At 57.4% G+C, this 24,655-nt stretch carries 22 protein-coding genes; 4 read left to right on the top strand and 18 right to left on the bottom strand.

What is annotated here, in order from left to right; all coding sequences use genetic code 11:
• The 6 genes from cimA to AC0N03_RS03670 all read right to left on the bottom strand — a co-directional run bounded on the left by cimA (nt 1) and on the right by AC0N03_RS03670 (nt 7,644).
• Nucleotides 1–1,590, bottom strand: coding sequence for a citramalate synthase (gene cimA, locus AC0N03_RS03695; protein ID WP_474287155.1), 1,590 nt, complete (start codon nt 1,588–1,590; stop codon nt 1–3).
• Nucleotides 1,587–2,081, bottom strand: a complete 495-nt coding sequence (locus AC0N03_RS03690) for a GNAT family N-acetyltransferase (protein ID WP_474287153.1) — start codon at nt 2,079–2,081, stop codon at nt 1,587–1,589. Before AC0N03_RS03690 ends, cimA begins: the two co-directional genes overlap by 4 nt.
• A 536-nt stretch (nt 2,082–2,617) precedes the next feature.
• Complete coding sequence (gene cysS / locus AC0N03_RS03685; RefSeq protein ID WP_474287151.1) at nt 2,618–3,985, bottom strand: cysteine--tRNA ligase; 1,368 nt, start codon at nt 3,983–3,985, stop codon at nt 2,618–2,620.
• 218 nt (nt 3,986–4,203) lie between these two features.
• Nucleotides 4,204–4,896 (bottom strand): acyl-homoserine-lactone synthase, encoded by a 693-nt coding sequence (locus AC0N03_RS03680; RefSeq protein WP_474287149.1) that lies wholly within the window; start codon nt 4,894–4,896, stop codon nt 4,204–4,206.
• A gap of 47 nt (nt 4,897–4,943) precedes the next feature.
• On the bottom strand, nt 4,944–5,705 hold the full coding sequence (locus AC0N03_RS03675) for a helix-turn-helix transcriptional regulator (protein ID WP_474287147.1): 762 nt from the start codon (nt 5,703–5,705) through the stop codon (nt 4,944–4,946).
• Between the two features lie 439 nt (nt 5,706–6,144).
• Nucleotides 6,145–7,644: a CoA-acylating methylmalonate-semialdehyde dehydrogenase gene (locus tag AC0N03_RS03670; protein WP_474287145.1), complete on the bottom strand. Its 1,500-nt coding sequence runs from the start codon at nt 7,642–7,644 to the stop codon at nt 6,145–6,147.
• A gap of 97 nt (nt 7,645–7,741) precedes the next feature.
• Here AC0N03_RS03670 and AC0N03_RS03665 point away from each other — a divergent pair, with 97 nt between their 5' ends.
• Nucleotides 7,742–8,629 (top strand): LysR family transcriptional regulator, encoded by an 888-nt coding sequence (locus AC0N03_RS03665; RefSeq protein WP_474287143.1) that lies wholly within the window; start codon nt 7,742–7,744, stop codon nt 8,627–8,629.
• Between the two features lie 58 nt (nt 8,630–8,687).
• Nucleotides 8,688–9,254: an HdeD family acid-resistance protein gene (locus tag AC0N03_RS03660; RefSeq protein WP_474287141.1), complete on the top strand. Its 567-nt coding sequence runs from the start codon at nt 8,688–8,690 to the stop codon at nt 9,252–9,254.
• A gap of 89 nt (nt 9,255–9,343) precedes the next feature.
• On the opposite strand, the gene tdh is transcribed toward AC0N03_RS03660, so the two are convergent.
• Together tdh and AC0N03_RS03650 are read right to left on the bottom strand one after the other, a co-directional pair.
• Nucleotides 9,344–10,372 carry an L-threonine 3-dehydrogenase gene (gene tdh, locus AC0N03_RS03655; RefSeq protein ID WP_474287137.1) on the bottom strand — a complete coding sequence of 343 codons (1,029 nt, stop codon included), beginning with the start codon at nt 10,370–10,372 and terminating at the stop codon, nt 9,344–9,346.
• 80 nt (nt 10,373–10,452) lie between these two features.
• A complete protein-coding gene (locus AC0N03_RS03650) occupies nt 10,453–11,649 on the bottom strand; it encodes a glycine C-acetyltransferase (protein WP_474287136.1) in 1,197 nt (398 codons plus the stop codon).
• A 158-nt stretch (nt 11,650–11,807) separates the two neighbouring features.
• On the opposite strand from AC0N03_RS03650, the gene AC0N03_RS03645 reads away from it, so the two are divergent.
• The gene (locus tag AC0N03_RS03645; protein WP_474287133.1) at nt 11,808–12,428 is read left to right on the top strand and encodes a ChrR family anti-sigma-E factor; all 621 of its coding nucleotides are present in this window, start codon (nt 11,808–11,810) and stop codon (nt 12,426–12,428) included.
• Between the two features lie 74 nt (nt 12,429–12,502).
• On the opposite strand, the gene AC0N03_RS03640 is transcribed toward AC0N03_RS03645, so the two are convergent.
• From AC0N03_RS03640 to gyrA, 9 genes are all read right to left on the bottom strand, one after another.
• Nucleotides 12,503–13,198, bottom strand: coding sequence for an ABC transporter ATP-binding protein (locus AC0N03_RS03640; RefSeq protein WP_474287132.1), 696 nt, complete (start codon nt 13,196–13,198; stop codon nt 12,503–12,505).
• Complete coding sequence (locus AC0N03_RS03635) at nt 13,191–14,492, bottom strand: lipoprotein-releasing ABC transporter permease subunit (RefSeq protein WP_474287131.1); 1,302 nt, start codon at nt 14,490–14,492, stop codon at nt 13,191–13,193. The genes AC0N03_RS03640 and AC0N03_RS03635 overlap by 8 nt, the downstream gene beginning before the upstream one ends.
• An 8-nt stretch (nt 14,493–14,500) precedes the next feature.
• On the bottom strand, nt 14,501–15,829 hold the full coding sequence (proS, locus tag AC0N03_RS03630; RefSeq protein ID WP_474287129.1) for a proline--tRNA ligase: 1,329 nt from the start codon (nt 15,827–15,829) through the stop codon (nt 14,501–14,503).
• Between the two features lie 614 nt (nt 15,830–16,443).
• Complete coding sequence (tgt, locus tag AC0N03_RS03625) at nt 16,444–17,577, bottom strand: tRNA guanosine(34) transglycosylase Tgt (protein ID WP_474287128.1); 1,134 nt, start codon at nt 17,575–17,577, stop codon at nt 16,444–16,446.
• The gene (gene queA, locus AC0N03_RS03620; RefSeq protein WP_474287127.1) at nt 17,574–18,641 is read right to left on the bottom strand and encodes a tRNA preQ1(34) S-adenosylmethionine ribosyltransferase-isomerase QueA; all 1,068 of its coding nucleotides are present in this window, start codon (nt 18,639–18,641) and stop codon (nt 17,574–17,576) included. Before queA ends, tgt begins: the two co-directional genes overlap by 4 nt.
• 91 nt (nt 18,642–18,732) lie before the next feature.
• On the bottom strand, nt 18,733–19,185 hold the full coding sequence (locus AC0N03_RS03615) for a peptidylprolyl isomerase (protein WP_474287126.1): 453 nt from the start codon (nt 19,183–19,185) through the stop codon (nt 18,733–18,735).
• A gap of 58 nt (nt 19,186–19,243) precedes the next feature.
• Nucleotides 19,244–19,801: a peptidylprolyl isomerase gene (locus tag AC0N03_RS03610; protein ID WP_474287124.1), complete on the bottom strand. Its 558-nt coding sequence runs from the start codon at nt 19,799–19,801 to the stop codon at nt 19,244–19,246.
• A gap of 15 nt (nt 19,802–19,816) precedes the next feature.
• A complete protein-coding gene (coaD, locus tag AC0N03_RS03605; protein WP_474287122.1) occupies nt 19,817–20,311 on the bottom strand; it encodes a pantetheine-phosphate adenylyltransferase in 495 nt (164 codons plus the stop codon).
• Between the two features lies 1 nt (nt 20,312).
• Nucleotides 20,313–23,042, bottom strand: a complete 2,730-nt coding sequence (gyrA, locus tag AC0N03_RS03600; protein ID WP_474287120.1) for a DNA gyrase subunit A — start codon at nt 23,040–23,042, stop codon at nt 20,313–20,315.
• 277 nt (nt 23,043–23,319) lie between these two features.
• Between gyrA and AC0N03_RS03595 the strand changes: the two genes are divergently transcribed.
• Nucleotides 23,320–23,952, top strand: coding sequence for a MarC family protein (locus tag AC0N03_RS03595; RefSeq protein ID WP_474287119.1), 633 nt, complete (start codon nt 23,320–23,322; stop codon nt 23,950–23,952).
• Here the strand turns inward: AC0N03_RS03595 and ssb are convergent.
• Nucleotides 23,949–24,473 (bottom strand): single-stranded DNA-binding protein, encoded by a 525-nt coding sequence (gene ssb / locus AC0N03_RS03590; protein WP_474287118.1) that lies wholly within the window; start codon nt 24,471–24,473, stop codon nt 23,949–23,951. The genes AC0N03_RS03595 and ssb overlap by 4 nt on opposite strands.
• Between the last annotated feature and the right edge of the window lie 182 nt (nt 24,474–24,655).

The following is a 24,655-nucleotide window of genomic DNA, read 5'->3' as shown; positions in this document are numbered from 1 at the left end:
TCAGGCTCCCGATTTCATCAGCTTATACACCAGAGAATCCATCAGCGCCTGAAAAGAAGCGTCCAGAACGTTGGCTGAAACGCCTACCGTGGACCAGGTTTCGCCGGTTGAATCCCCAAATTCGATCAAGACACGCGTCACCGCATCTGTCCCGCCCTGAAACACGCGGACGCGATAATCCAGCAATTCGACGTCCTCGATAAATTTCTGGTATTTGCCGAGATCCTTGCGCAGGGCGAGATCCAGCGCATTGACCGGACCCTGCCCCTCCGCCGCCGAAATCAGCGTCTCGCCATCGACGGATACTTTGACGATCGCCTCGGACACGGCAATGATATGGCCATTGGCGTTGTAGCGCCGCTCAACATTGATCGAAAAGCGCTCGACGGTGAAATATTGCTTCAGATCACCGAGGACGCGCTTGGCCAGCAGCAGGAACGAGGCATCCGCCCCCTCATAGGCGTAGCCCAGCGCTTCCTTCTCCTTCACTTCATCGAGCAGACGGGCGATGCGCGGATCGCTTTTGGGCAGGTGTACGCCGAGGCGTTCGAGCTCCGAGAGAATGTTGGAGCGCCCCGCCTGATCGGAGACAAGCACGCGGCGCTGGTTGCCCACCAGTTCGGGGGCGACATGTTCATAAGTGCGCGGGTCTTTCACCACTGCAGAGGCATGGATTCCCGCCTTTGTGGCAAAGGCGCTTGCGCCGACATAGGGCGCATGGCGGTTAGGCGAACGATTAAGCAGTTCGTCCAGCGTATGGCTGACCTTGGAAATGGTCTTGAGCTGTTCGAGTTTTATGCCTGTCTCGAATTTCTGCGCGAATTCATCCTTCAGCAGCAATGTCGGGATGATGCTCACCAGATTGGCATTGCCGCAACGCTCGCCCAGCCCGTTGAGCGTGCCCTGAATCTGACGTACGCCCGCACGCACCGCCGCAAGCGAGTTGGCAACGGCCTGCCCGGTATCGTCATGGGCATGGATGGCAAGATTCGCGCCCGGAATCACCTTCGCCACCTCGCGGACAATGGCCTCGATTTCATGCGGCAACGTGCCGCCGTTGGTATCGCATAAAACCACCCAGCGCGCGCCGGCCCTGAAGGCCGCACTGGCGCATTCCAGCGCGTAAGAAGCATTGGCCTTGTAGCCATCGAAGAAATGTTCGCAATCGACCATCACTTCACGCCCGCGCGAAACGGCATAGGCGACGCTGTCGGAAATGCCTTCGACATTCTCCTCCAGCGATATTTCAAGCGCGACATGCACCTGATAGTCCCATGCCTTGGCCACATAGACGATACAATCGGCATCGGCCTCGACAAGCGCGGCGATGCCGGGGTCGTTGGCAGCCGAACGGCCAGCCCGTTTGGTCATGCCAAAAGCACAGAATCTGGCTGAGAGCGGCGGCTTTTTGCGGAAGAATTCCGTATCGGTGACATTGGCGCCCGGATAACCGCCTTCGATATAATCTATCCCCAACCCATCGAGCAGAGCGGCAATATGGCGCTTGTCGGCCAGCGAAAAATCAACGCCCGTGGTCTGCGCACCATCGCGAAGGGTGGTGTCGAAAAGATAAAGTCGTTCGTGGCTCATTGCAGGCTACCGGTTGGAGCAGATTTTACGAGAGTTTTGACCAGCGTGGTGTTGGCAAGCCAGACATCGCCAATCGCAATGGAATTTCGTCGCTGCGGCACATATCCGCGCTTTTGAAACAGGGGCAGAGCGGTCTCTGATGCGTCGACGGACAAAGCCTGCCCGCCGCGCGCTGCGGCGAGCCGCTCCAATGCGTCGATAAGGGCCATAGCTGCGCCCCGGCGCGCATGATGCGGGTGGACATAGACCATTGCAATGGATTGGGTGCCTTTGAGCGTGGCAAAACCTGCGAGTTCCCCGTCAATCAGCGCCAGAAGCGTCAGGTTCTCACTGAGCGTTTTGGCAAAAGCAGGGTCTTCTGCCTGCAAAGCCCAGGCTTCGCGCTGTTCCTCGGAATAATCGTCCTCGCATAATGCAATGATGCTCTGTTGAAACAGGTCAGCAAGAGCGGGCAGATCAGCGGGCAGCATGGGACGCATGGAAATGGTCATGATTGTACCCGGTTCTTGGCTGCGCGGGCGGCATTACGGACGAAGATTGTCATAGCGGCTTAACTCGGCGAAGTAACTTGGCGTCATGGCCGCGCCTGACGCGGCCATCCACGTGGATACGCGGGCCAAGCCCGCGCATGACGGCGCTAAATAAGTTCCTCGCCCCGCTGGTGGGGTGAAATGCGGGAAAATATGAGGCCAAACCCGTCATTGCGAGCCAAGCGAAGCAATCCACACCTGCGCAAAAATCATGGATTGCTTCGCTGACGCTCGCAATGACGGTGGTGTCGGGACGGGCGCTTTCCCTCTCCCCGCCTGCGGGGAGAGGGCTAGGGTGAGGGGCAAATCCAAGACGCAAGAAACTCATTGTTGCACTTCCCATTTTGCACTCTCATCCACAAAAAAGATCGTCCTAGCCGGACTTGATCCGGCCATCCACGTGGATACGCGGGCCAAGCCCGCGCATGACGGCCTCACATATTTCCCTCTCTCCGCTAAAGTGTAGAGGGTTAGGAGGATAGAGTGTGCGAACCCGCTCACCGCTTCATCTCCCATGTGGTGGTGCCGTCCTTATTGTCTTTCAGCACAATGCCTTGCGCGAGAAGTTCGTCGCGGATGCGGTCGGATTCGGCCCAGTTTTTGGCAGCGCGGGCAGCGAGGCGCACTTTTATGCTCTCTTCAATCGCTTCGCTGCTTTCTTGGCGAGGTGCAAATTTATCTGGCGCGAAAAGGCCCATAAAATTCAGGGATGAATTGAGCTGGTCTAGATTTCCCGCTTTGCGCAAACCGTGAACCGCAGCAATCGACTCAGATGTGTTCAGATCGTCTTTCAGCGATTCAAGCAGCGGAACATATGAGAACGCCAGATTCACAGTCTCATTTTGATGAAAGCCCGAATGCCATGCTACTAGATTTGCCTCCGCCTCTTCCAGCGCCCGCACGGTAAAGTCAATCGGCTGGCGGTAGTGCGTTTTCAGCATAGCCAAACGCAGCACCTCTCCCGGCCAGCTTCGCCCGCCGAATTTATCCGTGTGCAGCAAATCATGAATAGTGACGAAATTTCCCTCAGATTTGCTCATCTTGCGGCCTTCGACCTGCAGGAAGCCGTTGTGCATCCAGACATTGGCCATCACATCATGGCCGAAGGCGCAGGTGCTCTGCGCAATCTCGTTCTCGTGATGCGGGAAGATCAGATCGAGCCCGCCGCCGTGAATGTCGAAGGTCTCGCCCAGATTTTTCCAACTCATCGCCGAACATTCGATATGCCAGCCGGGGCGCCCCCTGCCCCACGGGCTTTCCCAGCCCGGTTCCTCCGGGCTTGACAGCTTCCACAGTACAAAATCAGCCGGATCGCGTTTGTGCGCATCCACGGCGATGCGCGCGCCGGCCTTCTGCTCGTCAAGATTGCGTCCGGAAAGCGCGCCATAGGCCGGCATGGCGCGTACATCGAACAGCACCTCGCCGCCCGCCTCATAGGCGTGGCCGCGCGCGATCAGCTTTTCGATCACCTCGATCATCGGCCCGATATATTGCGTGGCGCGCGGCTCGACATCCGGCTCGAGACAACCCAGAGCCGCCACATCCTTGTGAAATTGCGCCGCCGTGGCGCTGGTGACCTTCGCAATGGCCTCATTGAGCGGCAGATCGGGATAATCGCGCAAGGCGCGCGCGTTGATCTTGTCGTCCACGTCGGTGATGTTGCGCACATATTTGACATGGCTAGCGCCATATTCATGCCGCAACAGGCGGTAAAGCAGATCAAACACGATGACAGGGCGCGCGTTACCGATATGGGCATAATCATAGACCGTCGGGCCGCAGACATACATGCGCACGTTATTCGGATCGATAGGACGGAACTCTTCCTTCGAACGGGTGAGCGTATTGTAAAGCCTTAAAGCCATAGTCCCCCTGCCTTCTGGCCAGGGCGTCAGTTTTTTAGGACAAGACAGCTCCAGCCAGCGAACGCGCTAGCAAATAATGATGGAGCAAATGCAGATGAAGCCTGCGTGTGTCATGGGCTGAAAATGCGTCGGATGCCCTGGCGTGTCAATGGCATTTTAGACCCAATAAAATATTTGGGGCTCATCCGTTCAGAATGAGCCCTCAATACAGCCAAAATTTAAGCCGCAATCAGTTCGTCAATCTCGACGAGGCTGTCATCGGCAATTTCCGGATAGAACCCGTGTAAACCGGCGAGCCGATGAAGCACCTGTTCATTTACTTCCCAGATTCCGACATGAACAGGAAGTTTGGACGTTGAAGTGGTCGAGGATGCAATCACGAGAGGCTCCCATCCAAGGCGACGATAGATCGGCTTCATGGCCTGATCATAAACCCCGATGATCTCCGTCATTCCCGTTCGCAAACCCAGTTCGCACCCTGCCATGATAAGCTCGGCAGTGACGCGCCGGACACTCTGACCGCCATATTCCGAGCATTCTTCAGACACGGCGAAACGTGTGCATTCCCACATATTTGGCCCTTCAAGGTCAACAGGTTCCGGGAAAAGATTTCCGAGCGGACCTTTCAACATTGTGGGGCCGGTCGTTGGCAAAAATCGACCACAGCCTAAAACCTTGCGCCCGTTCGGCGCCAGTTTAACCACATAGATCGGATTATAATCATCATATTCATCAATCTCGAGGCCATTCGTTACGTTCACATCCCAACCCAGACGGTCATGGAACACCTTGGCCCGCAGGCGGTAAATGTCGCGAAGAACTGCCGAACCCTGAATTTCGCTGGCCTGCAAAAATTTAATCATCTCATTCTCCTTGCGCTTTCTCTGTGAAAGACAAGAAGAATTAACCATAAACAAAAATATTCAGATCGTGCTGTACAGCATATTGCAATAACGAATTAAAGTATTATAATTCCCAGTTTTGCTGCTTGAACTACTGCAAAAGATCTATTGGGCGCGCCAAGTTTCCAACGCGCACTATCCATGTAGTGGCGAACAACCGCTTCCTGAATTGACAGAATATCGGCAATTTCAGCGTCTCGCATTCCCCGCGCATTCAAGGAGAGACATTCGATCTCCCGGGGAGACAATCGCGGAACATTTTCCTTGGCAGCCGGATGCTTGATCTCAAATATCTTCTTATGAAAAATATTAGCAAAATAAACTAGATAGGGAAGTTCATACCTCTTAAACGCCGCCCAATTAAGATTGCTCATATCGGACGTAATTGTAAACAACGCGAAGCGCAGACGAGGCCCGCGTAAATTAAATGTTAGCCCATTCGTCCCTATTCCAAACTCTCTGGCCTCTCCGAACATTTTTATAAGCTTTTTATCCCTTTGATTGAACGACTGCCAATCAATAGGAATTAGAGTTTTTGGACCAATCAATACAACAGGGTCAATTTTTCTATAATTTGATGAAATATATCTATCTATCCAAGCCTTAGGATAAGTTGCAATTACAGTATCTTCAAGCTCATTTTCGTCATTTGATCTTGGTAAAAAATATACTGCGTACGACAATCCAATTTCCAATAAAAGACGCTCAAGCACAACCTGAGCGTCTTTTATTGAGCGGACTCTGGAAAGAGATTCTATTGCCGCCTCGTAAGGCGCGTTCGTCGTTCTAGAAACTGATACAACTTTATTATCACTCATAAGTTGCGGAATACACAGTTTCTATTTCTTATTCAAGTTTTTCCAACGTTATGCAGTTTTATATTAATAATTAAATCACGATATCTGAGCTTAAATTTCAACATGATCCGTAAAAATGTGATCATTTCCTCATTGTTCATGAGATTTCCAAATCGACGCAAAAATTGTGCCAGATACTCAGACAAGTATAGATGCTCTAAGGCCTGGAAATATAATTCGCTATTGTGATATCTTTTGACATGATGAACTTTTTCCATTGCAACCTCCTGATCGATGGCTGCAATTTAACAATTCTCGTTAAACATACTGCACAGGTATAATATATGCGAAAAAGCACCATCAAAATCCTATCTGCGTATTGTCGCGGCTAAAAATCATGCAAAAACCCCGCCCGGCGAATTTCGCGGGCGGGGTTTCCAACTGGCAAAAGCTATCTTTTTTACTTCATGGTCGGAATGCTGAATTCCGAACCTTCCTTGGTGCCCGAAGGCCAGCGGGCAGTAACTGTCTTGGTCTTGGTGTAGAAGCGGACAGCGTCCGGTCCATGCTGGTTCAGGTCGCCGAAGCTGGAGCGCTTCCAGCCGCCGAAGGTGTAATAGGCGATCGGAACCGGGATCGGCACGTTCACGCCGACCATGCCCACCTGCACCTTGGAGGCGAAATCGCGGGCCGTATCGCCATCGCGGGTGAATATGGCGACGCCATTGCCGTATTCATGGTCGTTGCACAGATCCAGCGCTTCCTTGTAGGTCTTGGCGCGCAGAACCGAAAGCACCGGGCCGAAGATTTCTTCCTTATAAATGCGCATGTCCTTGGTGACATTATCGAACAGGCAGCCGCCCATGTAGAAGCCATTTTCATAGCCCTGCATCTTGAAACCGCGGCCGTCGACAACGAGCTTGGCGCCTTCCTTGATGCCGATATCGACATAATCCCGGATCTTGTTGAGTGCAGCCTTGGTCACGACAGGGCCGTAATCGGCGGACAGATCAGTCGAAGGGCCAACCTTGAGCGTTTCGACACGCGGAACCAGCTTCTTCATCAGTGCTTCAGCGGTTCCCTCGCCCACAGGCACAGCAACCGAGATCGCCATGCAACGCTCGCCGGCAGAGCCGTAGCCAGCGCCGATCAGGGCATCGACAGTCTGATCCATGTCGGCATCGGGCATGATGACCATATGGTTCTTGGCACCGCCAAAACACTGGACGCGCTTGCCGGTGGCGCAACCGCGCGCATAAATATATTCGGCAATCGGCGTCGAGCCGACAAAGCCGATGGCCTTGATATCCGGATCGTCAAGCAGCGCATCGACGGCTTCCTTGTCGCCGTTGACCACATTGAAAATGCCAGGAGGGCCGCCAGCTTCAACAAACAGTTCGGCAAGGCGCAGCGGCACCGAGACATCGCGCTCGGAAGGCTTGAGGATGAACGCATTGCCGCAGGCAATGGCCGGGCCAGCCTTCCAGAGCGGGATCATGGCCGGAAAGTTGAAAGGCGTGATGCCGGCGACAACACCAAGCGACTGGCGCATGGAATAGGTGTCGATGCCGGGGCCGGCGCTGTCGGTGAACTCACCCTTCATCAGGTGCGGAATGCCGATGCAGAATTCCAGCACTTCCACGCCGCGCTGAATGTCGCCCTTGGCATCGGGAATGGTCTTGCCATGCTCACGCGCCAGCACCTCGGCCAGTTCGTCATTGTGCTTGGCGATCAGAGCCAGATAATTCATGAACACGCGGGCGCGGCGCTGCGGATTGGTGGCAGCCCAGGCCGGCTGCGCCTTTGCGGCATTTTCAACAGCGGCGCGCACTTCAGCCAGAGAGGCCAGCGGCACCTTGCTGATGACTTCGCCGGTCATCGGCTGGAAGGCTTCGGTGAAGCGGCCCGACGTCCCCTTGACATGCTTGCCGCCGATATAATGTGTAAGTTCCTTGACCATGATGATCTCCCTGAGTGGTGATCTTGTGTAGCATTGCTATTTTTGCACGGCTATGCTCAAATTTGCCCCATCATTGTGCACAAATACACGAACGACGATGAGCCAATTCAACTGGGACGATCTGCGCTTCTTTCTGGCCGTGGCGCGCGCCGGAACCCTGACACTCGCCGCAAGCCGGATAAAGACCGACCACGCCACAGTGTCCCGCCGGATCACCAGCCTTGAAGCCGCGCTGAAAACGCAGTTGTTCGAGCGAAGGCCGCAGGGCTATTCCCTCACCGAAGCGGGTGCACGGCTGCTGGAAACCGCAGAGAGCATAGAGACCGAGGCCGTGATGGCGCAAAACAGCATCGGCAATGCCAATCTGGCGCTGTCCGGTGTCGTGCGCGTCGCGGCCCCCGACGGCTTCGGCACGCTTTTCCTGAGCCGCCGTCTGGCCCGGCTCAATGCGCAATATCCCGATCTTACCATCCAGCTTGTTTCCATTCCGCGGGCTGTTTCGGTGTCGAAACGCGAAGCCGATATCGCAATCGTCATCAACCCGCCGGAGGAGGGCCGGCTGCGGGTAAAAAAGCTGACGAATTATCACCTGCATTTTTACGGCGCGCAGGATTACATTGCCGCTCATGGCGCGCCGCAGACACCCGAAGATCTGAAGAGCCATCGCCTGATCACCTATGTGCCGGATCTGCTGTTTTCATCGGAACTGAACTTCATGCCCGAGTTGTTCGGGCCAAGTTTCCGCCGCTTTGAATGCGCCAGCGCGCTGGGACAATTGGAGGCAGTGAAGGCCGGCGCCGGAATCGGCATTTTGCACGATTATTCGGCCAAGCCGGAATCTGGACTGGTGCGGCTGCTGCCGGAGCTTCACTTCATCCGCGCCTACTGGATCGTCACACACGCGGACAGCCACGACCTGCTGCGCATCCGCACCATTGTCGATTTCATCGGCGGTGAGGTCAAAGCCGCAAAAGGATTATTTTGACGGTTGTCAAAGCGGAACAGGCAGATCTGGGCTAGCCTGAAGATCCGTGGGGTTTAAAATGACGACGACATATTCTTCCGGCCACGACTCGATTTTTATTCTCAAGGCGCGCTCATCCCTGATACTCGCCTTTGGCGTATTTCTGGTCGTTCTCGGCCTTCTTGCGCTTGGCTCAGTGCTCACGGCCACGCTGGTGACGGTGTATTATGTCGGCATGACGATGCTGCTTGCTGGTCTTGGTGAGGTTTTCATCGCCTTTCAGGTGCGGGGATGGAGCGGTTTCCTGTTCTGGATCGTACTTGGGCTGCTGACCACGCTTGCAGGCTTTGTCACGTTCAGCAATCCGACCCTGGCCGCAGGCGTGCTGACGCTCGTGCTTGGCCTCTCGCTGGTCGTGGCCGGTCTGGTGCGCCTGTTCATTGCCTTCCATATGCGCCGTGGCTCGCCCTGGGGCCTGATGATTCTTTCAGGGGCGCTGACCATTCTGGTGGGGCTGATCATTCTGAGCCAATGGCCGACGTCAAGCCTTTACACGCTGGGGCTGTTTCTCGGCATCGACCTGCTTCTGTCCGGTCTGAGCTGGCTCAATGTCGGCTGGACATTGCGACGACTTGAGTCAGCTTAATATTTCAGTTGCCGTGGCCGTTGTCGCGCTCCCCCTCTCCGCAATGTGGGGAGAGGTGTCTATATGAACACGACAGGCCCAAAAACCCTCTAACCCGCCAGATCCATCACCACTTTGCAGGCGGTGCCTGCATTCAACGCGGCAAAACCGGTATCGAACTGCGAAAAGCCGATGCGATGGGTGATGACCGGCGTCACATCGAGGCCCGATTGCAGCATGGCCAGCATCTTGTACCAGGTCTCATACATTTCCCGTCCATAGATGCCCTTGAGCGTCAGGCTCTTGAATATCACGGCGTTCCAATCAATCGCAGCCTGATCGGAGAGAATGCCGAGCAGCGCGATCTTGCCGCCGTGGTTCATGGCCGCGATCATCGAACGCAGGGCGGCCGGGTTGCCGGACATCTCCAGCCCCACATCGAAGCCCTCATGCATGTCCATATCCTTCATGACCTCACGCAGATCCTCGCGGTCAGCGCGCACGGTGCGCGTGGCCCCCATCTTTTTCGCAAGATCGAGCCGGAAGTCATTGACATCCGTAACCGCGATGTAGCGCGCGCCGGCGTAGCGCGCCACCGCAACAGCCATCAGGCCGATGGGCCCCGCGCCGGTGATCAGCACGTCCTCGCCGACAAGATCGAAGGAAAGCGCAGTGTGCACGGCATTGCCCAGCGGATCAAGAATGGCGGCGACATCATCAGAAATTGAATCAGGAAGTTTGCATACGTTGCTGGCAGGCAAGGACAAAAACTCGCCAAAGGCGCCCGGCCGGTTAACCCCGACCCCTAAAGTGTTGCGGCACAGATGCCCGCGTCCGGCGCGGCAATTGCGGCAATGGCCGCACACGATATGGCCTTCCCCCGAGACCCGCTCGCCTATCCTGAGATGGGTGACCTCGGAGCCCACCTTCTCGATATGCCCGACATATTCATGCCCGACAACCATCGGCACGGGAATAGTGGCCTGCGCCCATTTATCCCAATTGTAGATATGCAGGTCAGTGCCGCAGATCGCAGCTTTGCGGATACGGATCAGCACGTCGTTCGGGCCGATGGACGGCACATTCGTGTCCTGCAGCCACAATCCGCGCTCAGATCTTGATTTTACCAAAGACCTCATCTCATTCTCCCCGAGTGTTTCAAATGTCCACAGACCTGCGAAATTCCCTCGCCCCAAGCCCGTCCAAAACCTGAAATGCGCTAAATCAGCGATAATGCTCGCCCGGCTTGCGCGAAGGCGTTGAGCGCAAATTCAATATCGTCCGGTGTCAGGGCGGCGTTCATCTGGGTACGGATGCGCGCCTTGCCGTGCGGCACGACCGGAAACGAAAAAGCGGTGACATAAACACCGCGCCGGCCAAGCTCTGTCGCGAGCGCGGTTGCCTTGACAGCATCGCCCAGCATGACCGGGATAATGGGGTGCTCGCCCGGAACAAGCGTATAGCCAAGCGCGGTAAGGCCGGCGCGGAAACGGCGCGCATTCTCCGCCAGACGGATACGCAATTCGCCGCTGGCCAGAAGCATATCGATGACCTCTATCGTCGCCGCCGTAATGCTGGGAGCCAGCGCATTCGAGAAGAGATAGGGTCGGGCGCGCTGGCGCAACAATTCGACAATCGGCTTCGGCCCGGCGACATAACCACCCGAGGCACCGCCCATCGCCTTGCCGAATGTGCCGGTCAGAATCTGCACCCTGCCCTCGACGCCGAGAAGTTCAGGCGTGCCCGCGCCGCGCGCGCCGATAAAGCCGACAGCGTGACTGTCATCCACCATCACCGTGGCATCGTATTTCTCGGCCAGATCACAAATGGCCGGCAGATTGGCGATGATACCGTCCATGGAAAAAACGCCATCCGTGACAATCAGGCGATTGCGGGCGCCGGAAGCCGCCTGAAGCTGAGCTTCGAGATCGGCCATGTCATTATTGGCATAGCGATAACGCTGTGCCTTGCACAGACGGATGCCGTCGATGATCGAGGCATGATTGAGCGCATCGGAGATAACCGCGTCCTGGGCGCCCAGCAAGGCTTCAAATATGCCGCCATTGGCATCGAAGCATGATGAAAACAGAATCGAATCATCCGTTTGCAGGTAATTGCTCAGTTTCCGCTCCAGAGCGAGGTGCAAATCCTGCGTGCCGCAGATGAACCGCACCGAGGCCATGCCGAACCCGTGATCATCCAGCGCGGCCTTGGCTGCATCAATCAGGCGCGGATGATTGGCCAGACCGAGATAATTATTCGCGCACAGATTCAGGAATGGAGCCGAACCATCTGATTGTAATACAGAAATATGCGCGGCCTGTGCGGATGTTATGGCGCGCTCGTGCTTTGTCAGCCCTGCTGCTTCAATTTCTGCCAAAGTGGCGCCGGCTGTTCTGATCAAACCCTGTGACATGCTGCTGCTCGCTCTCTTGACCTCTCCCGCCCGTGTCATTAATCCATATAACGAGACTGATCCAATCGTGAAAAATATTCGTATTCATCTGTATTAATGATGGATTTGGCTTAACGGACAGACCAGGCACAATGATACCGCAAAACGACCAAACAAAGTTGAATGATCTGCTGGCCCATTATGCCGCCGGCCATCTTCCTGCGGCATTGCATGTTCTTGTCGCGTCGCACCTGATCATGAAGCCTGCGAACCGTTCGTTTGTGGCCAGTCTCGAAGCGCTCAAGGGCGCAGGCCTTGCAGATGCGCAACCTGTTGCCCTGCCCCGCAGGGACGCCATGCTCAATGCGATTTTCAGCGCACCCGCGCCAGTGCGCAGCCCCCTGCACCGGGTGCAGGCCGATGCTTTTCCCGAGCCCTTGCATGAATTTATCGGCAAGGATCTCAGCCAGATCGGCTGGCGTCGCCGCCTGCCCGGCCTGAAGGATTATGAGGTTGAGGCGCGCGACGGATGCGAGGCCAATCTCTACTGGATCAAGGCTGGTCAGCGAATCCCATCGCACACACATGAGGGCAGCGAATTCACTCTGGTGCTCAGGGGCGCATTTTCCGATCAGAACGGGACATTCCGCCGGGGAGACATTGCCATCGCCGATTCCGATGTGGATCACCGGCCCGTTGCTTCGATGGATGAAGATTGTCTTTGCTATGCCGTGACAGATGCGCGCCTGCGCCTGACCGGCCCGATCGGCCGGATTATCGACCGGCTGGTCAAGCACTGAGCCGCGAAACGATCATCGGGCCCGATGCCTGGCCCGCAGGCCGGATGTTACGGCGGCCTCGGGCTTACCGCACTTTAATCGAGTTCGACGATCTGTCCGTCGATCAAAGTCACGCGCCTGTCCATGCGCGCGGCCAGATCCATGTTATGTGTGGCAATAAGCGCGGCAAGGCCTGAGGCCTGAACCAGCGTAGTGAAAATAGTAAAGACATGATCGGCGGTTTTGGGATCGAGATTGCCGGTCGGTTCATCAGCCAGAACGATACGCGGTGCATTGGCGACAGCCCGTGCAATGGCAACGCGTTGCTGTTCACCGCCGGACATCTGCGCCGGACGATGCCTGAGCCGTTCGCCCAATCCCAGATAACCAAGCAGTTCGGCGGCGCGTTTGCGCGCCTCGCCCATGGACAGGCCGCGGATCATCTGCGGCAGCATGATGTTCTCTTCGGCCGTGAATTCCGGCAGGAGGTGATGAAACTGATAGACAAAGCCGATATTGAGCCGGCGCAGAGTGGTGCGGTTTTCGTCGCTCATGCCAAGAGTGGGCACGCCCTCAATATAGATTTCGCCGCCATCTGGCCGCTCCAGCAGGCCCGCGACATGCAGCAGCGTCGATTTGCCCGCCCCCGACGGCGCGACAAGCGCAACCGATTGGCCCGGCCACAGGGCAAGATCAGCCTGCCGAAGAATGGCGAGCTCGTCTGCGCCCTGACGATAGATGCGCTCAACCTTTTCCAGATAGAGCGCCGGATAGTCCTGAGCCTCACTCATAGCGCAGCGCCTCGACCGGATCGAGCCGCGCAGCCGCCCAGGCCGGATAGATGGTGGCCAGCAGCGAAAGGCTCAGAGACAGAATGATGACGGATGTGACATCCGAAGCGGCGACGTGAGACGGCAATCTCGACAGGAAATAAAGATCGGAGGGGAAAAGATTGACACCCAGAAGCCAATTGAGCCCCTCGCGCACCTTCTCCAGATTATGCGCGACCACCAGCCCGAGCACCAGTCCGGCAAGTGTTCCAGCTACGCCGATTGCCGAACCTGTGATGAAAAATACCCGCAGAATGGAGCCTTTCGTCGCACCCATCGTACGCAGAATGGCAATATCATGCGCTTTGTCCTTCACCAGCATGGTCATGCCGGAGATGATGTTCAGCGCCGCCACGAGCACGATCATCGTCAGGATGAAAAACATGACTGAGCGCTCCACCGAGAGCGCATCGAAGAAGGTCTTGTTGCGCTGGCGCCAGTCTGTTGCGATCATAGGGCGGCCCATGACCGCATCAAGCTTCGCCCGCACCTCGTCCATATGGTCGGGGTCGGAAACATAAGCCTCAATAAGCGTCGCCTCGCCATCCTTGTTGAAAAAGGCCTGCGCCTCCGACAGCGGCATATACAGCAAAGTGGCGTCAAACTCGGACATGCCGATCTGGAAGATCGCCGATACGGGATAGGTCTTGATACGGGGTGCGGTGCCAAAAGCCGTCTGTGCCCCCTTGGGGGCGATGACTGTGATCGTATCGCCCAGCCGCAGGCCCAGATAATCGGCAAGCTTCTGGCCAATGGCAACGCCGCCTGCCTCGTCGAAGCCATCAAGCGAGCCTTGCTTGATATTATTGGCGATGCCGGGCAGGACTTTTATATCCTGTTCGCGTATGCCGCGCACCAGCACCCCGGAGGAATTGAACGGCGAGGTCGCCAGCGCCTGCCCTTCAACAATCGGAATCGCGAGCGTGACGCCCTTGACCTTGCGCACGCGCTCTGCAACCGCATCGAAATCCGTCAGCGGCTTCTCGACACCCTGCAGAAAAACATGGCCGTTGATGCCGACGATCTTGTCAAGCAGGTCGCGCCGGAAGCCGTTCATCACCGACATCACGACGATCAGCGTGGCAACGCCCAGCATGATGCCCAGAAAGGAAAAACCCGCAATCACGGAAATGAAGCCCTGCGCGCGGCGCGCGCGCAGATAACGCATGGCGATCAGCCACTCGAACAGCGCAAATGGCCGGGTTCGCACCGGGCCGAAGTCCTGCGCCTCACTCTGTGATTGGGATATGGACATGCGCTCCGTCAGGCCTTTGGCAAAAACTTGTTCAAAACCTCTTCAACGGAGAGATGGTCACGCCCGCCGTTGCTCCGATTCTTGACCTCGACCTTGCCCTCGGCCAACCCTTTCGGGCCGACGATGATCTGATCCGGAATACCGATCAGATCCATCGTGGCAAATTTTGCCCCGGGGCGTTCGTCGCGATCATCATAGAGCACATCAATGCCTGCTTTGGTAAATTTTGCGTAAAGATCGGCGCAAACAGCATCCGTTGCGGCATCTCCAACCTTCAGATTGGCGATGCCCAGCCGGAACGGCGCAACCGCCTCCGGCCAGATGATGCCCGCCTCATCGTGATTGGCTTCGATCAGGGCCGCAACCAGCCGTGACGGGCCGATGCCGTAAGAGCCCATATGCACCGGCACCTGCGCGCCATCCGGGCCGCTGACCACCGCTTTCATGGGCGCCGAATATTTCGTGCCAAAATAAAAGATATGCCCAACCTCAATACCGCGCGCCGAAACCTTGGCGCTGTCGGGCATGGCTTCAAAGGCCGCAGCGTCATGTTTCTCGGATGTTGCGGCATAAAGCGATGTCCACTGATCCACCACATGCTGGCAGGCAGCGGGGTCATCGAAGTCGATATCCGCGGGCGGCGTGTCAAAGCCCAGATAATCCTTATGGCAGAACACCTCACTCTCGCCGGTTGAGGCGAGAATAATGAATTCATGACTGAGGTTACCGCCGATGGGGCCGGTATCCGCCACCATGGGAATGGCTTTCAGGCCAAGGCGCGCGAAGGTGCGCAGATAGGCCACAAACATCTTATTGTACGAGTGAACCGCGCCCTCATGGGTGAGGTCAAAGGAATAGGCGTCCTTCATGAGAAACTCGCGGCTGCGCATCACGCCGAAACGCGGGCGCACCTCATCGCGGAACTTCCATTGAATGTGATAGAGATTGAGCGGCAGATCCTTGTAGGAATGCACTGAAGAGCGGAAAATCGACGTGATCATCTCTTCGTTTGTGGGGCCAAAGAGCATGTCCCTCTCGCTGCGATCCTTGATGCGCAGCATCTCCTTGCCGTAATCATCGTAGCGACCGGATTCCCGCCAAAGATCGGCGGACTGGATCGTGGGCATAAGCAACTCGATCGCGCCCGAACGGTTCTGCTCCTCGCGGATGATGGTGTTGATCTTGGACAGAACACGCAGACCAAGCGGCAGCCAGGCATAAATGCCGGAAGCCTCCTGCCGGATCATACCAGCACGCAGCATCAGGCGATGCGAGACAATTTCCGCTTCTTTCGGATTATCACGCAAAACGGGCAGAAAATATCGGGACAAACGCATAAATCACCACCAAAGATCGAATCGCCAGCAATCTTGACGCATAAACATGCGCTTGCAACCGCCAAGCCGAAGAAATGCGAAAAACACATGAATTGGCTTCTTTTGCAAGCATATTTGCACGTTTGCCGCCCAAACAGGCATTGTGCACCGCAAAAAACATTTTGCTAAAAAATGTGTCAAATTGGCGACTTAGTGCGTGACAAAGGAAAAACTCTGCGATAACTTTCTCCCCGCATGTAATGCCATTGGCGCTAAGGAAGATAGCGTCGATGAGATGCAGTCCAAGTCACGGGAGGACGTTTGTTTGGTGGCACGCTCGCGAAAATTCGCGGCGTCGTTTTGCTAGACCAGAACGAAAAGTGACACACCAAAACAACGGCGGCAAGGAAGGCTAAATTAAAGGGCGCGGTCCGTGGGGGATTGCGCCCTTTTTCATTTTTGCTTCAGGAAGCCGGAGCCTTTACACCACCTCGGCATATGGCCGGTGACGCCCCCTCATCCCGAGCCTGCCGAAGGATGAGCCTCCAGGGACGTGAGCATTTCGGAACCGTGCAGCCCCCAGCCGTCGACAGGCTCAGAGTGAGGCTGAACATCTTCCCGGCCCATCGGGGGGCTCACGAGGACAGCGGCTCGATGTCTCCGCGCGCCCAACTGGCTTTCGTCGCGGTGTAAAAATCGGCAAAGCGGCGCTCGGCTATGGCCGCACGCATGCCGGCCATCAATTCCTGATAATAAGCCAGATTGATGCCGGTCAGCAGCATCATGCCCAAAATTTCGTTGGATCGGATGAGATGATGCAGGTAGGCCCGTGAATAGGTGCGCGCAGGCTCCCAGCCTGAAAGCTCGTCGATAGGCCGGGGGTCGTCCATGTGCCGGGCGTTTCTCAGATTCACCTTGCCAAAACGCGTGTAGGCCAGCCCATGGCGCCCTGCTCGCGTCGGCATCACGCAATCGAACATGTCAACACCGCGCCGCACGCTCTCCAGCAGGTCATCCGGCGTGCCGACACCCATCAGATAGCGCGGCTTCGATTCCGGCAGATACGGCATAACCGTCTCGATCATCTCCAGCATGACATGCTGCGGTTCGCCCACGGCCAAACCGCCGATGGAATGACCATGAAAATCCATGTCAGCCAGCGCTCTGGCGCTTTCGATCCGCAATTTCGGCACTGCGCCGCCCTGATTGATGCCGAATATCGCATGTCCCGGCTGGGTGCCGAAGGCCTTCTTCGAGCGCTCGGCCCAGCGTAGCGACAGCAGCATGGCGCGCTCGGCCTCCTGATCGGAACAGGGCAATTTCACGCATTCGTCGAATTGCATCTGGATGTCAGATCCGAGCAGCCGCTGGATTTCCATCGAACGTTCGGGCGTAAGCTCAAACCGCGCGCCATCGATGTGGCTCTGAAAGGTTACGCCCTTCTCCGTGAGTTTACGCAATTTCGCCAGCGACATCACCTGAAAGCCGCCGGAATCCGTTAAAATCGGATGCGGCCAGTTCATGAATCTGTGCAGCCCGCCAAGTCTGGCCACGCGCTCGGCGCCGGGGCGCAGCATCAGGTGATAGGTGTTGCCCAGCACCACATCGGCACCCAGCGCCCGCACTTCCTGCGGATGCATGGCTTTGACCGTCGCGGCTGTGCCGACAGGCATGAAGGCCGGCGTGCGTATCTGCCCGCGCGGGGTTGTTATGGCGCCGGTGCGCGCCGCTCCGTCCGTCTGCGCCACGGAAAATGTAAATTCGGTCATGGCTCGGCCCGTGTCAGGAGACAGGCATCTCCATAGGAATAAAACCGGTATTCCTGCGCGACGGCATGCGCATAAGCCGCCTTCATCCGCTCAAGACCGGAAAATGCACTCACCAGCATGAACAAGGTCGAACGCGGCAGGTGAAAATTGGTCAGAAGCACATCCACCGCCTGAAATCTGTAGCCCGGCGTGATGAAAATCGACGTGTCGCCCGCAAAGGGCTGCACCTTGCCGTCTTTGGCGGCACTTTCAAGTATGCGCATGGACGTTGTGCCAACCGCCACCAGCCGCCCGCCGTTCGCACGGGCGGCATTGATGGCGTCAGCGACTTCGGCGCTGACCTCGCCATATTCGGCATGCATCTTGTGATCCTGCGTATCCTGCGCCTTGACCGGCAGAAAAGTGCCGGCACCCACATGCAGGGTTACCCGCAAAATCGGCACCCCCTTCGCCTCTATGCGCGCAACAAGCTCAGGCGTGAAATGCAGGCCGGCCGTCGGCGCGGCCACCGCACCGGAATGACGGGCAAAAAGGGTCTGGTAATCGCGCTCGTCCTCGGGCGTATCCCCGCGCCGTGCGGCTATATAAGGCGGCAGAGGCATATGCCCCACCTGCGCGATGGCCTCGTCCAGCGCCGGGCCCGCGAGTGTAAAGCGCAAGAGTACCTCGCCTTCATTCTTTTCGACGACTTCGGCAATCAGCTCATTGACAAAGCAGATATTGCTGCCCGGCTCGCCAAACTGGATATATTCGCCGACGTTCAGCTTCTTGGCCGGGCGGACAAAGGCGCGCCAGAGCGCCGCTCCCTCGCGCTTATGCAGCGTGGCCTCGATATGGGCCAGTGCCTCGCCGCGCTGGCGCGTGCCGTGAAGACGGGCGGGAATGACGCGCGTATCGTTGACAACCACCACATCGCCGGGACGCAGATATTCCGGCAGATCACGGACAATCCGGTCCTCAAAACTCGGGCCGACGACAAGCATGCGTGCAGCATCACGCGGAGAAGCGGGCCGCAAGGCGACCCGCTCCTCAGGAAGATCAAAATCGAATTGGTCAACGCGCAAAATTCAGGCCCTTATGCAATCATCCCGATCCTCTTCGTCGCTCCGGAGCGCCCGAGGATGACGACAGAAGGCGAACCCCGGTTGAACCCGCTTATGACAAGCGGGCGGTGATGATGCTGTCCGGGTCGCGCACAGGCTCACCACGCTTGATCTTGTCGACATTTTCCATGCCTTCGATCACTTCGCCCCAGACCGTATATTGGCGGTCCAGGAAGCGGGCATCATCGAAGCAGATAAAAAACTGCGAATTAGCCGAATTCGGGTTCGAGGCGCGCGCCATCGACACCGTGCCGCGCACATGCGGCGCCGCATTAAATTCAGCCTTGAGGTCGGGATATTTCGAGCCGCCGGTACCGGTGCCATGCGGGCAACCGGTCTGGGCCATGAAACCGTCGATCACGCGGTGAAAGACGATACCGTCATAGAACTTCTCCTCGACCAACTTCTTGATATGAGCGACATGGCCGGGTGCAAGGTCGGGCCGCATCTTGATGACGACCGGGCCCTTGGTGGTTTCGAGCGTGAGCGTATTGGTATCAGACATAAGAATTCCTCAGGTGAAAGCGACCTGCCTTAACGCAAGCAGGATCAAAGAACAAGCCTCAGCTCTTGTCAGAAGACAGGCGCAGCTTGACGATCTTGTCGGGATTGGTGACCGCGCCATTGTCGGCCTCGGAGCCCTTCTTGATCTTGTCGACAAATTCCATCCCCGAAACAACCTCGCCGAACACCGTGTACTGGCCATTGAGGAAGGGCGCATCGGCAAAGCAGATGAAGAATTGCGAATTGGCGGAATTGGGATCGCTGGCACGCGCCATGCCGAGCGTACCGCGCTTGAACGGCGTCTGCGTGAATTCCGCCGGGATATTTGGCAGTTTCGAGCCGCCCATGCCCGTGCCCGTCGGATCGCCGGTCTGCGCCATGAAGCCCGGGATCACGCGATGAAATACAATGCCATCGTAAAAATGTTGCGAAACCAGCGTCTTGATCTGCGCAACATGTTTGGGGGCCAGATCGGGACGCAGTTTGATAACGACACGTCCGTCCTTCAGGTCAAGATTGAGAATATTGTCGTCTGCAGCGGCACGGGCGAGCCCCGAAGCGCCCACGCCGATTGCGGCGGCGGCAGTGGCCAGAATGTTACGGCGGGTGAAGGTCATGACGTTTCCCATGGGTTAGCGCACGGAGGCGCGGGTCTGCAAGGCGAGGGCAACAACCGCAGGCACGAAACCGGATATGTCCCCGCCCATCTGCGCGATTTGCCGCACCAATGTGGCAGTGACATGACGCGTCTCGGGCCGCGCAGGAATAAAGATGGTCTCGAGATCCGGAGAAAGCGCGCCATTCATGCCGGCAAGCTGCATTTCATAATTGAAATCCGTTGAATCCCGCAGGCCGCGGATGAGGATATCGGCTCCGCAACGGCGTGCGGCGTCAACAGCGAGGCCATCGAAGGTGATGATCTCCAGTTTGCCGGAACCGCCCCGCTCGGCCCAGGCGGCGCGGATAAGTTCAGCGCGTTCCTCGGTCGAAAACAGCGGCATCTTGCCGGGATGAACCCCAATGGCGATCACAAGGCGGCCACACAGACGCGAGGCCACCGAGATCACGTCAAGGTGGCCGTTGGTCAGCGGATCGAAAGAGCCCGCATAAAAGCCGGTCAGAGCCATTTCAGGCCTCGCTCGAGTCTTCGCCCTCGCCAGCATCGCCGCCCATATCGCTGATGCGATCAACGGAGACGACACGCTCGGATTCATCTGTCTTGAACACGATAACGCCCTGCGTGGAGCGTCCGGCCACGCGGATGCCCTCAACCGGGCAGCGGATCAACTGGCCGCCGTCGGTCACCAGCATGATTTCGTCGTCATGCTGCACCGGGAAGGACGCGACAAGCTTGCCGTTGCGGGCATTCACCGCCATGGCGACGATGCCTTTTCCGCCGCGCCCGGTGACGCGATATTCATAGGCCGATGTACGCTTGCCGAAGCCATTCTCCGAAATGGTGAGAATGGTTTCCTCGCGGGCCGAAAGCTCGGCATAACGCTCGGACGAAAGCTGGGCATCCGCAACATCCGTCTCGTCGCCCGCCTCCTCGCTCTCGGTTTCGCCGGCAACGGCACGGCGCATCTTGAGATAGGCGCTGCGCTCTTCCGGCGAGGCATCGATATGGCGCAAAATGGCAAGCGAGATGACGCCGTCCCCCTCAGCCAGATTGATGCCGCGCACGCCCATCGAATCGCGCCCCTTGAAGACACGAACTTCCGTAACGTCAAAGCGGATGCATTGCCCGCCGGAGGTAGTGAGCAGCACGTCGTCAAGATCGGTGCACATCTGCACATCGACAATGGCCTCGCCTTCGTCCAGCTTCATGGCGATCTTGCCAGCGCGATTTACGGAAGCAAAATCCGAGAGCTTGTTGCGCCGCACGGTGCCCCGCGTGGTCGCGAACATGACGTCGTAATTTTCCCATGTCGCGGCATCTTCCGGCAAGGGCATGATGGTGGTGATGCGTTCATCCTGTTCGAGCGGCAGAATATTGACCAGCGCCTTGCCGCGGGCCTGCGGCGCCGAAAGCGGCAGGCGCCAGACTTTCTCCTTGTAGACTGTGCCCTTGGACGTGAAGAACAGCAGCGGCTGGTGCGTGGTGGCAACGAAGAGGCGGGCGACAAAATCCTCGTCGCGCGTCTGCATTCCGGAGCGGCCCTTGCCGCCGCGGCGCTGGGCGCGATAAGTCGAGAGCGGCACGCGCTTGATATAGCCACCATGCGAAACCGTAACGACCATATCCTCCTTCTGGATCAGGTCTTCGTCTTCCATATCCGCGGCAGAATCAAGAATGACGGTGCGGCGCGGCGTCGCGAACTGGGCTTTCACGGCCTGCAGCTCATCGACGATGATGGACATGACACGGGCGCGGGAGCGCAAAATCTCAAGATAATCGGCGATCTCAACGGCAAGCTTGTTGAGTTCGTCGGCGATTTCCTCGCGGCCCAGAGCAGTAAGGCGGGCAAGACGCAATTCGAGAATGGCGCGGGCCTGAACTTCCGAAAGCCGGTAGGAGCCATCCTCGTTCAGCGTGTGACGCGGATCGGCGATGAGCGTGATCAGCGGCGCCATGTCCTTCGCCGGCCAGACGCGTGACATCAGCGCTTCGCGGGCGCTGTTGGCGTCCGGCGACGTGCGGATAAGACGGATCACCTCGTCAATGTTGGCGACTGCAATGGCAAGGCCCACCAAGACATGCGCCCTGTCGCGCGCCTTGCCGAGCAGGAACTTGGTACGGCGGGTGACAACCTGCTCGCGGAAATCGACGAAAGCCGTCAGACAATCCTTGAGATTGAGCACTTCTGGCCGCCCGCCGTTCAGCGCCACGAAATTGACGCCAAAGGACGACTGCAGCGCTGTGAAACGCCAGAGCTGATTGAGCACGACATCCGGCACGGCATCGCGCTTGATCTCGATGACGATGCGCATGCCGTCGCGGTCGGATTCGTCCCGCAGATCGCTGATGCCTTCAAGCCTCTTGTCACGGACAAGTTCGGCAATTTTTTCGATCAGCGTCGATTTGTTAATCTGGTAGGGAATTTCGGAGACGATCAGCGCCTGGCGATCCTTGCGCAGTTCCTCGACCTCGACCTTGGCGCGCATGATCACCGAACCGCGCCCGGTGAATGCCGCCGACCTGATGCCGGTATGGCCCAGAATCGCGCCGCCCGTAGGAAAATCCGGGCCGGGAATATGCTCCAGCAGACCTTCGATCGAAATTTCAGGATCGCCGATCAGCGCGATGACGCCATCGATCACCTCGCCCAGATTATGCGGCGGAATATTCGTCGCCATGCCCACGGCAATGCCGCCCGCGCCATTGACGAGCAGATTTGGATAACGCGCCGGCAAAACCGCAGGCTCACGCTCGGAGCCGTCGTAATTGGGGTTGAAGTCGACCGTATTGCTGTCGATATCCTCCAGCAGCGGCATCGCGGCCTTGGCAAGGCGCGATTCAGTATAACGCATCGCCGCGGGCGGATCGCCATCGACGGAGCCGAAATTGCCCTGCCCGTCGACAAGCGGCAGGCGCATGGAAAAATCCTGCGCCATGCGCACCAGCGCATCGTAAATCGACTGGTCGCCATGCGGATGATATTTACCGATGACATCACCGACGATACGTGCCGATTTGCGATAGGGCTTGTCCGGCGTATAGCCGTTTTCGTTCATCGAAAAGAGAATGCGCCGGTGCACCGGCTTGAGGCCGTCGCGCACATCCGGCAGAGCGCGGCTCACGATCACGCTCATGGCATAATCGAGATAGGATTTCTTCATCTCGTCGATGATGGAGATCGGGCGGATTTCGGAGCCGGTTTCGCTTGGCTTGTCGCTTTTGTCAGATGGTTCAGACAACGGTCATCATTCCTGCATATCGCTTTGAACTGGAGTTCCAGTCTCAGGCGTCAATAAACCTCAATGCCGCGCTTCTCAACCAAAATGCGCGCAATGGGAATTCAACCCTCTGAATAGCCGATTCCCCCCGGCGCGACTAGGGCGCATTGCAGCTTCTAAACAGCTAAAATCGATATGTTTTTCATTATGTTACAAAATTTTATGTCAAACGGCCGGCTTGGCGGCGATTTTGCAAAACACCGGCTGCACGCTAGGATACAGCAAACACGGAGTCGCCATGCTCGCCGATTTTCTCATTTCCGCCTGTGTCACATTGCTGGTCACGCTCGATCCGCCGGGCCTTGCGCCCATCTTTCTCTCGGTGACGCATGGCATGAACCGCCTTGAGCGCCGGCGGGTCGCCATACGCGCGTGCTTCATCGCGTTCAGCATCATGGTTTTTTTCGCAATCGGCGGCGACGCCCTCCTCAAGGCGCTTGGCATAGGCCTGCCGGCCTTCCGCATCGCCGGTGGAATGCTGCTCTTTACAATAGCTTTTGAAATGGTGTTCGAACTGCGCGCAAAGCGCAAATCGAACACGGCGGAAGTGGCGATCACCGAAGACCATATCCATAATGTCGCGGCTTTTCCGCTTGCCATTCCGCTGATGGCCGGGCCCGGCGCGATCACCGCCATTATTCTTCTTGCCGGGCGTGCCAGCGGCAGCCTGCCGCTGACTCTTATCCTTGTATCGGTGACGGCCTTGGTCATTGCCGCCTGCCTTGTGATGTTTCTGATGGCCGACAGGGTCTCCCGCTGGCTGGGAATCACCGGAAACGTGGTGCTTACCCGGCTGCTCGGCGTCATTCTGGCGGCGCTTGCCATTCAATTCGTCATTGACGGCATCCGGGCGCTGATCGTCAGCGGCTAGAAGGGAATATCATCATCGATGACGGCGGAGGTGCGGCCTGCACCGCCGGAGCCGGAGGCCGGACGGCGCTGCTCGCCGCCGCGCGATTCCATCGGCGAGGAACGCCCGAAGCTGCCGCGCTGATCGCCGGAGTAGTCTTCGCCGATCTGATCGGGCGCAGAGCCGCCGCCGCGGCTGTCCAGCAGGGTCAGTTCACCACGGAAGCGCTGCAGCACCACCTCGGTCGTATATTTCTCAACGCCCGACTGATCCGTCCATTTGCGGGTCTGAAGCGAGCCTTCAATGTAGCAGGTCGAACCCTTCTTGAGATATTGCTCGGCGATCTTTCCAAGATTTTCGTTAAAAATCACGACATTGTGCCATTCGGTGCGTTCCTTGCGCTCGCCGGTGGCCTTATCGCGCCAGGTGTCCGATGTCGCCAGGCCAAAGCTGACCACGCTCTCGCCCGAACCCATGCGCCGCACAACGGGATCCTTGCCGAGCCGCCCGATTAAAATCACCTTGTTCACACTGCCCGACATGGCATTCTCCTCTATCTTTCGACCTGCCTCAGCAGGGCCGCAACCGGCGCGACCATACTCCCGCGCGGCAGCTAATGCGCCCTCCCCGGCGGACTTGTCCACAGCCGCGTCACACAAGTTCTTATTTTGTTCCTATTGTGATCTGCGTCCTGCGTCAAGAAAAATGAGGCCGCCAATCCTGC

Source organism: Methylocystis sp. sgz306128, from assembly GCF_056032725.1.
The sequence above is the reverse complement of the archived record's forward strand: the minus strand, read 5'-3'. Positions and strand labels throughout refer to the sequence as shown.

Bases quoted from the DNA above. Each gene is read 5' to 3' on its own strand.
- cimA (WP_474287155.1), bottom strand. From the start codon at position 1,590: ATGAGCCACGAACGACTTTATCTTTTCGACACCACCCTTCGCGATGGT.
- AC0N03_RS03690 (WP_474287153.1), bottom strand. From the start codon at position 2,081: ATGACCATTTCCATGCGTCCCATGCTGCCCGCTGATCTGCCCGCTCTT.
- cysS (WP_474287151.1), bottom strand. From the start codon at position 3,985: ATGGCTTTAAGGCTTTACAATACGCTCACCCGTTCGAAGGAAGAGTTC.
- AC0N03_RS03680 (WP_474287149.1), bottom strand. From the start codon at position 4,896: ATGGTTAATTCTTCTTGTCTTTCACAGAGAAAGCGCAAGGAGAATGAG.
- AC0N03_RS03675 (WP_474287147.1), bottom strand. From the start codon at position 5,705: ATGAGTGATAATAAAGTTGTATCAGTTTCTAGAACGACGAACGCGCCT.
- AC0N03_RS03670 (WP_474287145.1), bottom strand. From the start codon at position 7,644: ATGGTCAAGGAACTTACACATTATATCGGCGGCAAGCATGTCAAGGGG.
- AC0N03_RS03665 (WP_474287143.1), top strand. From the start codon at position 7,742: ATGAGCCAATTCAACTGGGACGATCTGCGCTTCTTTCTGGCCGTGGCG.
- AC0N03_RS03660 (WP_474287141.1), top strand. From the start codon at position 8,688: ATGACGACGACATATTCTTCCGGCCACGACTCGATTTTTATTCTCAAG.
- tdh (WP_474287137.1), bottom strand. From the start codon at position 10,372: ATGAGGTCTTTGGTAAAATCAAGATCTGAGCGCGGATTGTGGCTGCAG.
- AC0N03_RS03650 (WP_474287136.1), bottom strand. From the start codon at position 11,649: ATGTCACAGGGTTTGATCAGAACAGCCGGCGCCACTTTGGCAGAAATT.
- AC0N03_RS03640 (WP_474287132.1), bottom strand. From the start codon at position 13,198: ATGAGTGAGGCTCAGGACTATCCGGCGCTCTATCTGGAAAAGGTTGAG.
- AC0N03_RS03635 (WP_474287131.1), bottom strand. From the start codon at position 14,492: ATGTCCATATCCCAATCACAGAGTGAGGCGCAGGACTTCGGCCCGGTG.
- proS (WP_474287129.1), bottom strand. From the start codon at position 15,829: ATGCGTTTGTCCCGATATTTTCTGCCCGTTTTGCGTGATAATCCGAAA.
- tgt (WP_474287128.1), bottom strand. From the start codon at position 17,577: ATGACCGAATTTACATTTTCCGTGGCGCAGACGGACGGAGCGGCGCGC.
- AC0N03_RS03615 (WP_474287126.1), bottom strand. From the start codon at position 19,185: ATGTCTGATACCAATACGCTCACGCTCGAAACCACCAAGGGCCCGGTC.
- AC0N03_RS03610 (WP_474287124.1), bottom strand. From the start codon at position 19,801: ATGACCTTCACCCGCCGTAACATTCTGGCCACTGCCGCCGCCGCAATC.
- coaD (WP_474287122.1), bottom strand. From the start codon at position 20,311: ATGGCTCTGACCGGCTTTTATGCGGGCTCTTTCGATCCGCTGACCAAC.
- AC0N03_RS03595 (WP_474287119.1), top strand. From the start codon at position 23,320: ATGCTCGCCGATTTTCTCATTTCCGCCTGTGTCACATTGCTGGTCACG.
- ssb (WP_474287118.1), bottom strand. From the start codon at position 24,473: ATGTCGGGCAGTGTGAACAAGGTGATTTTAATCGGGCGGCTCGGCAAG.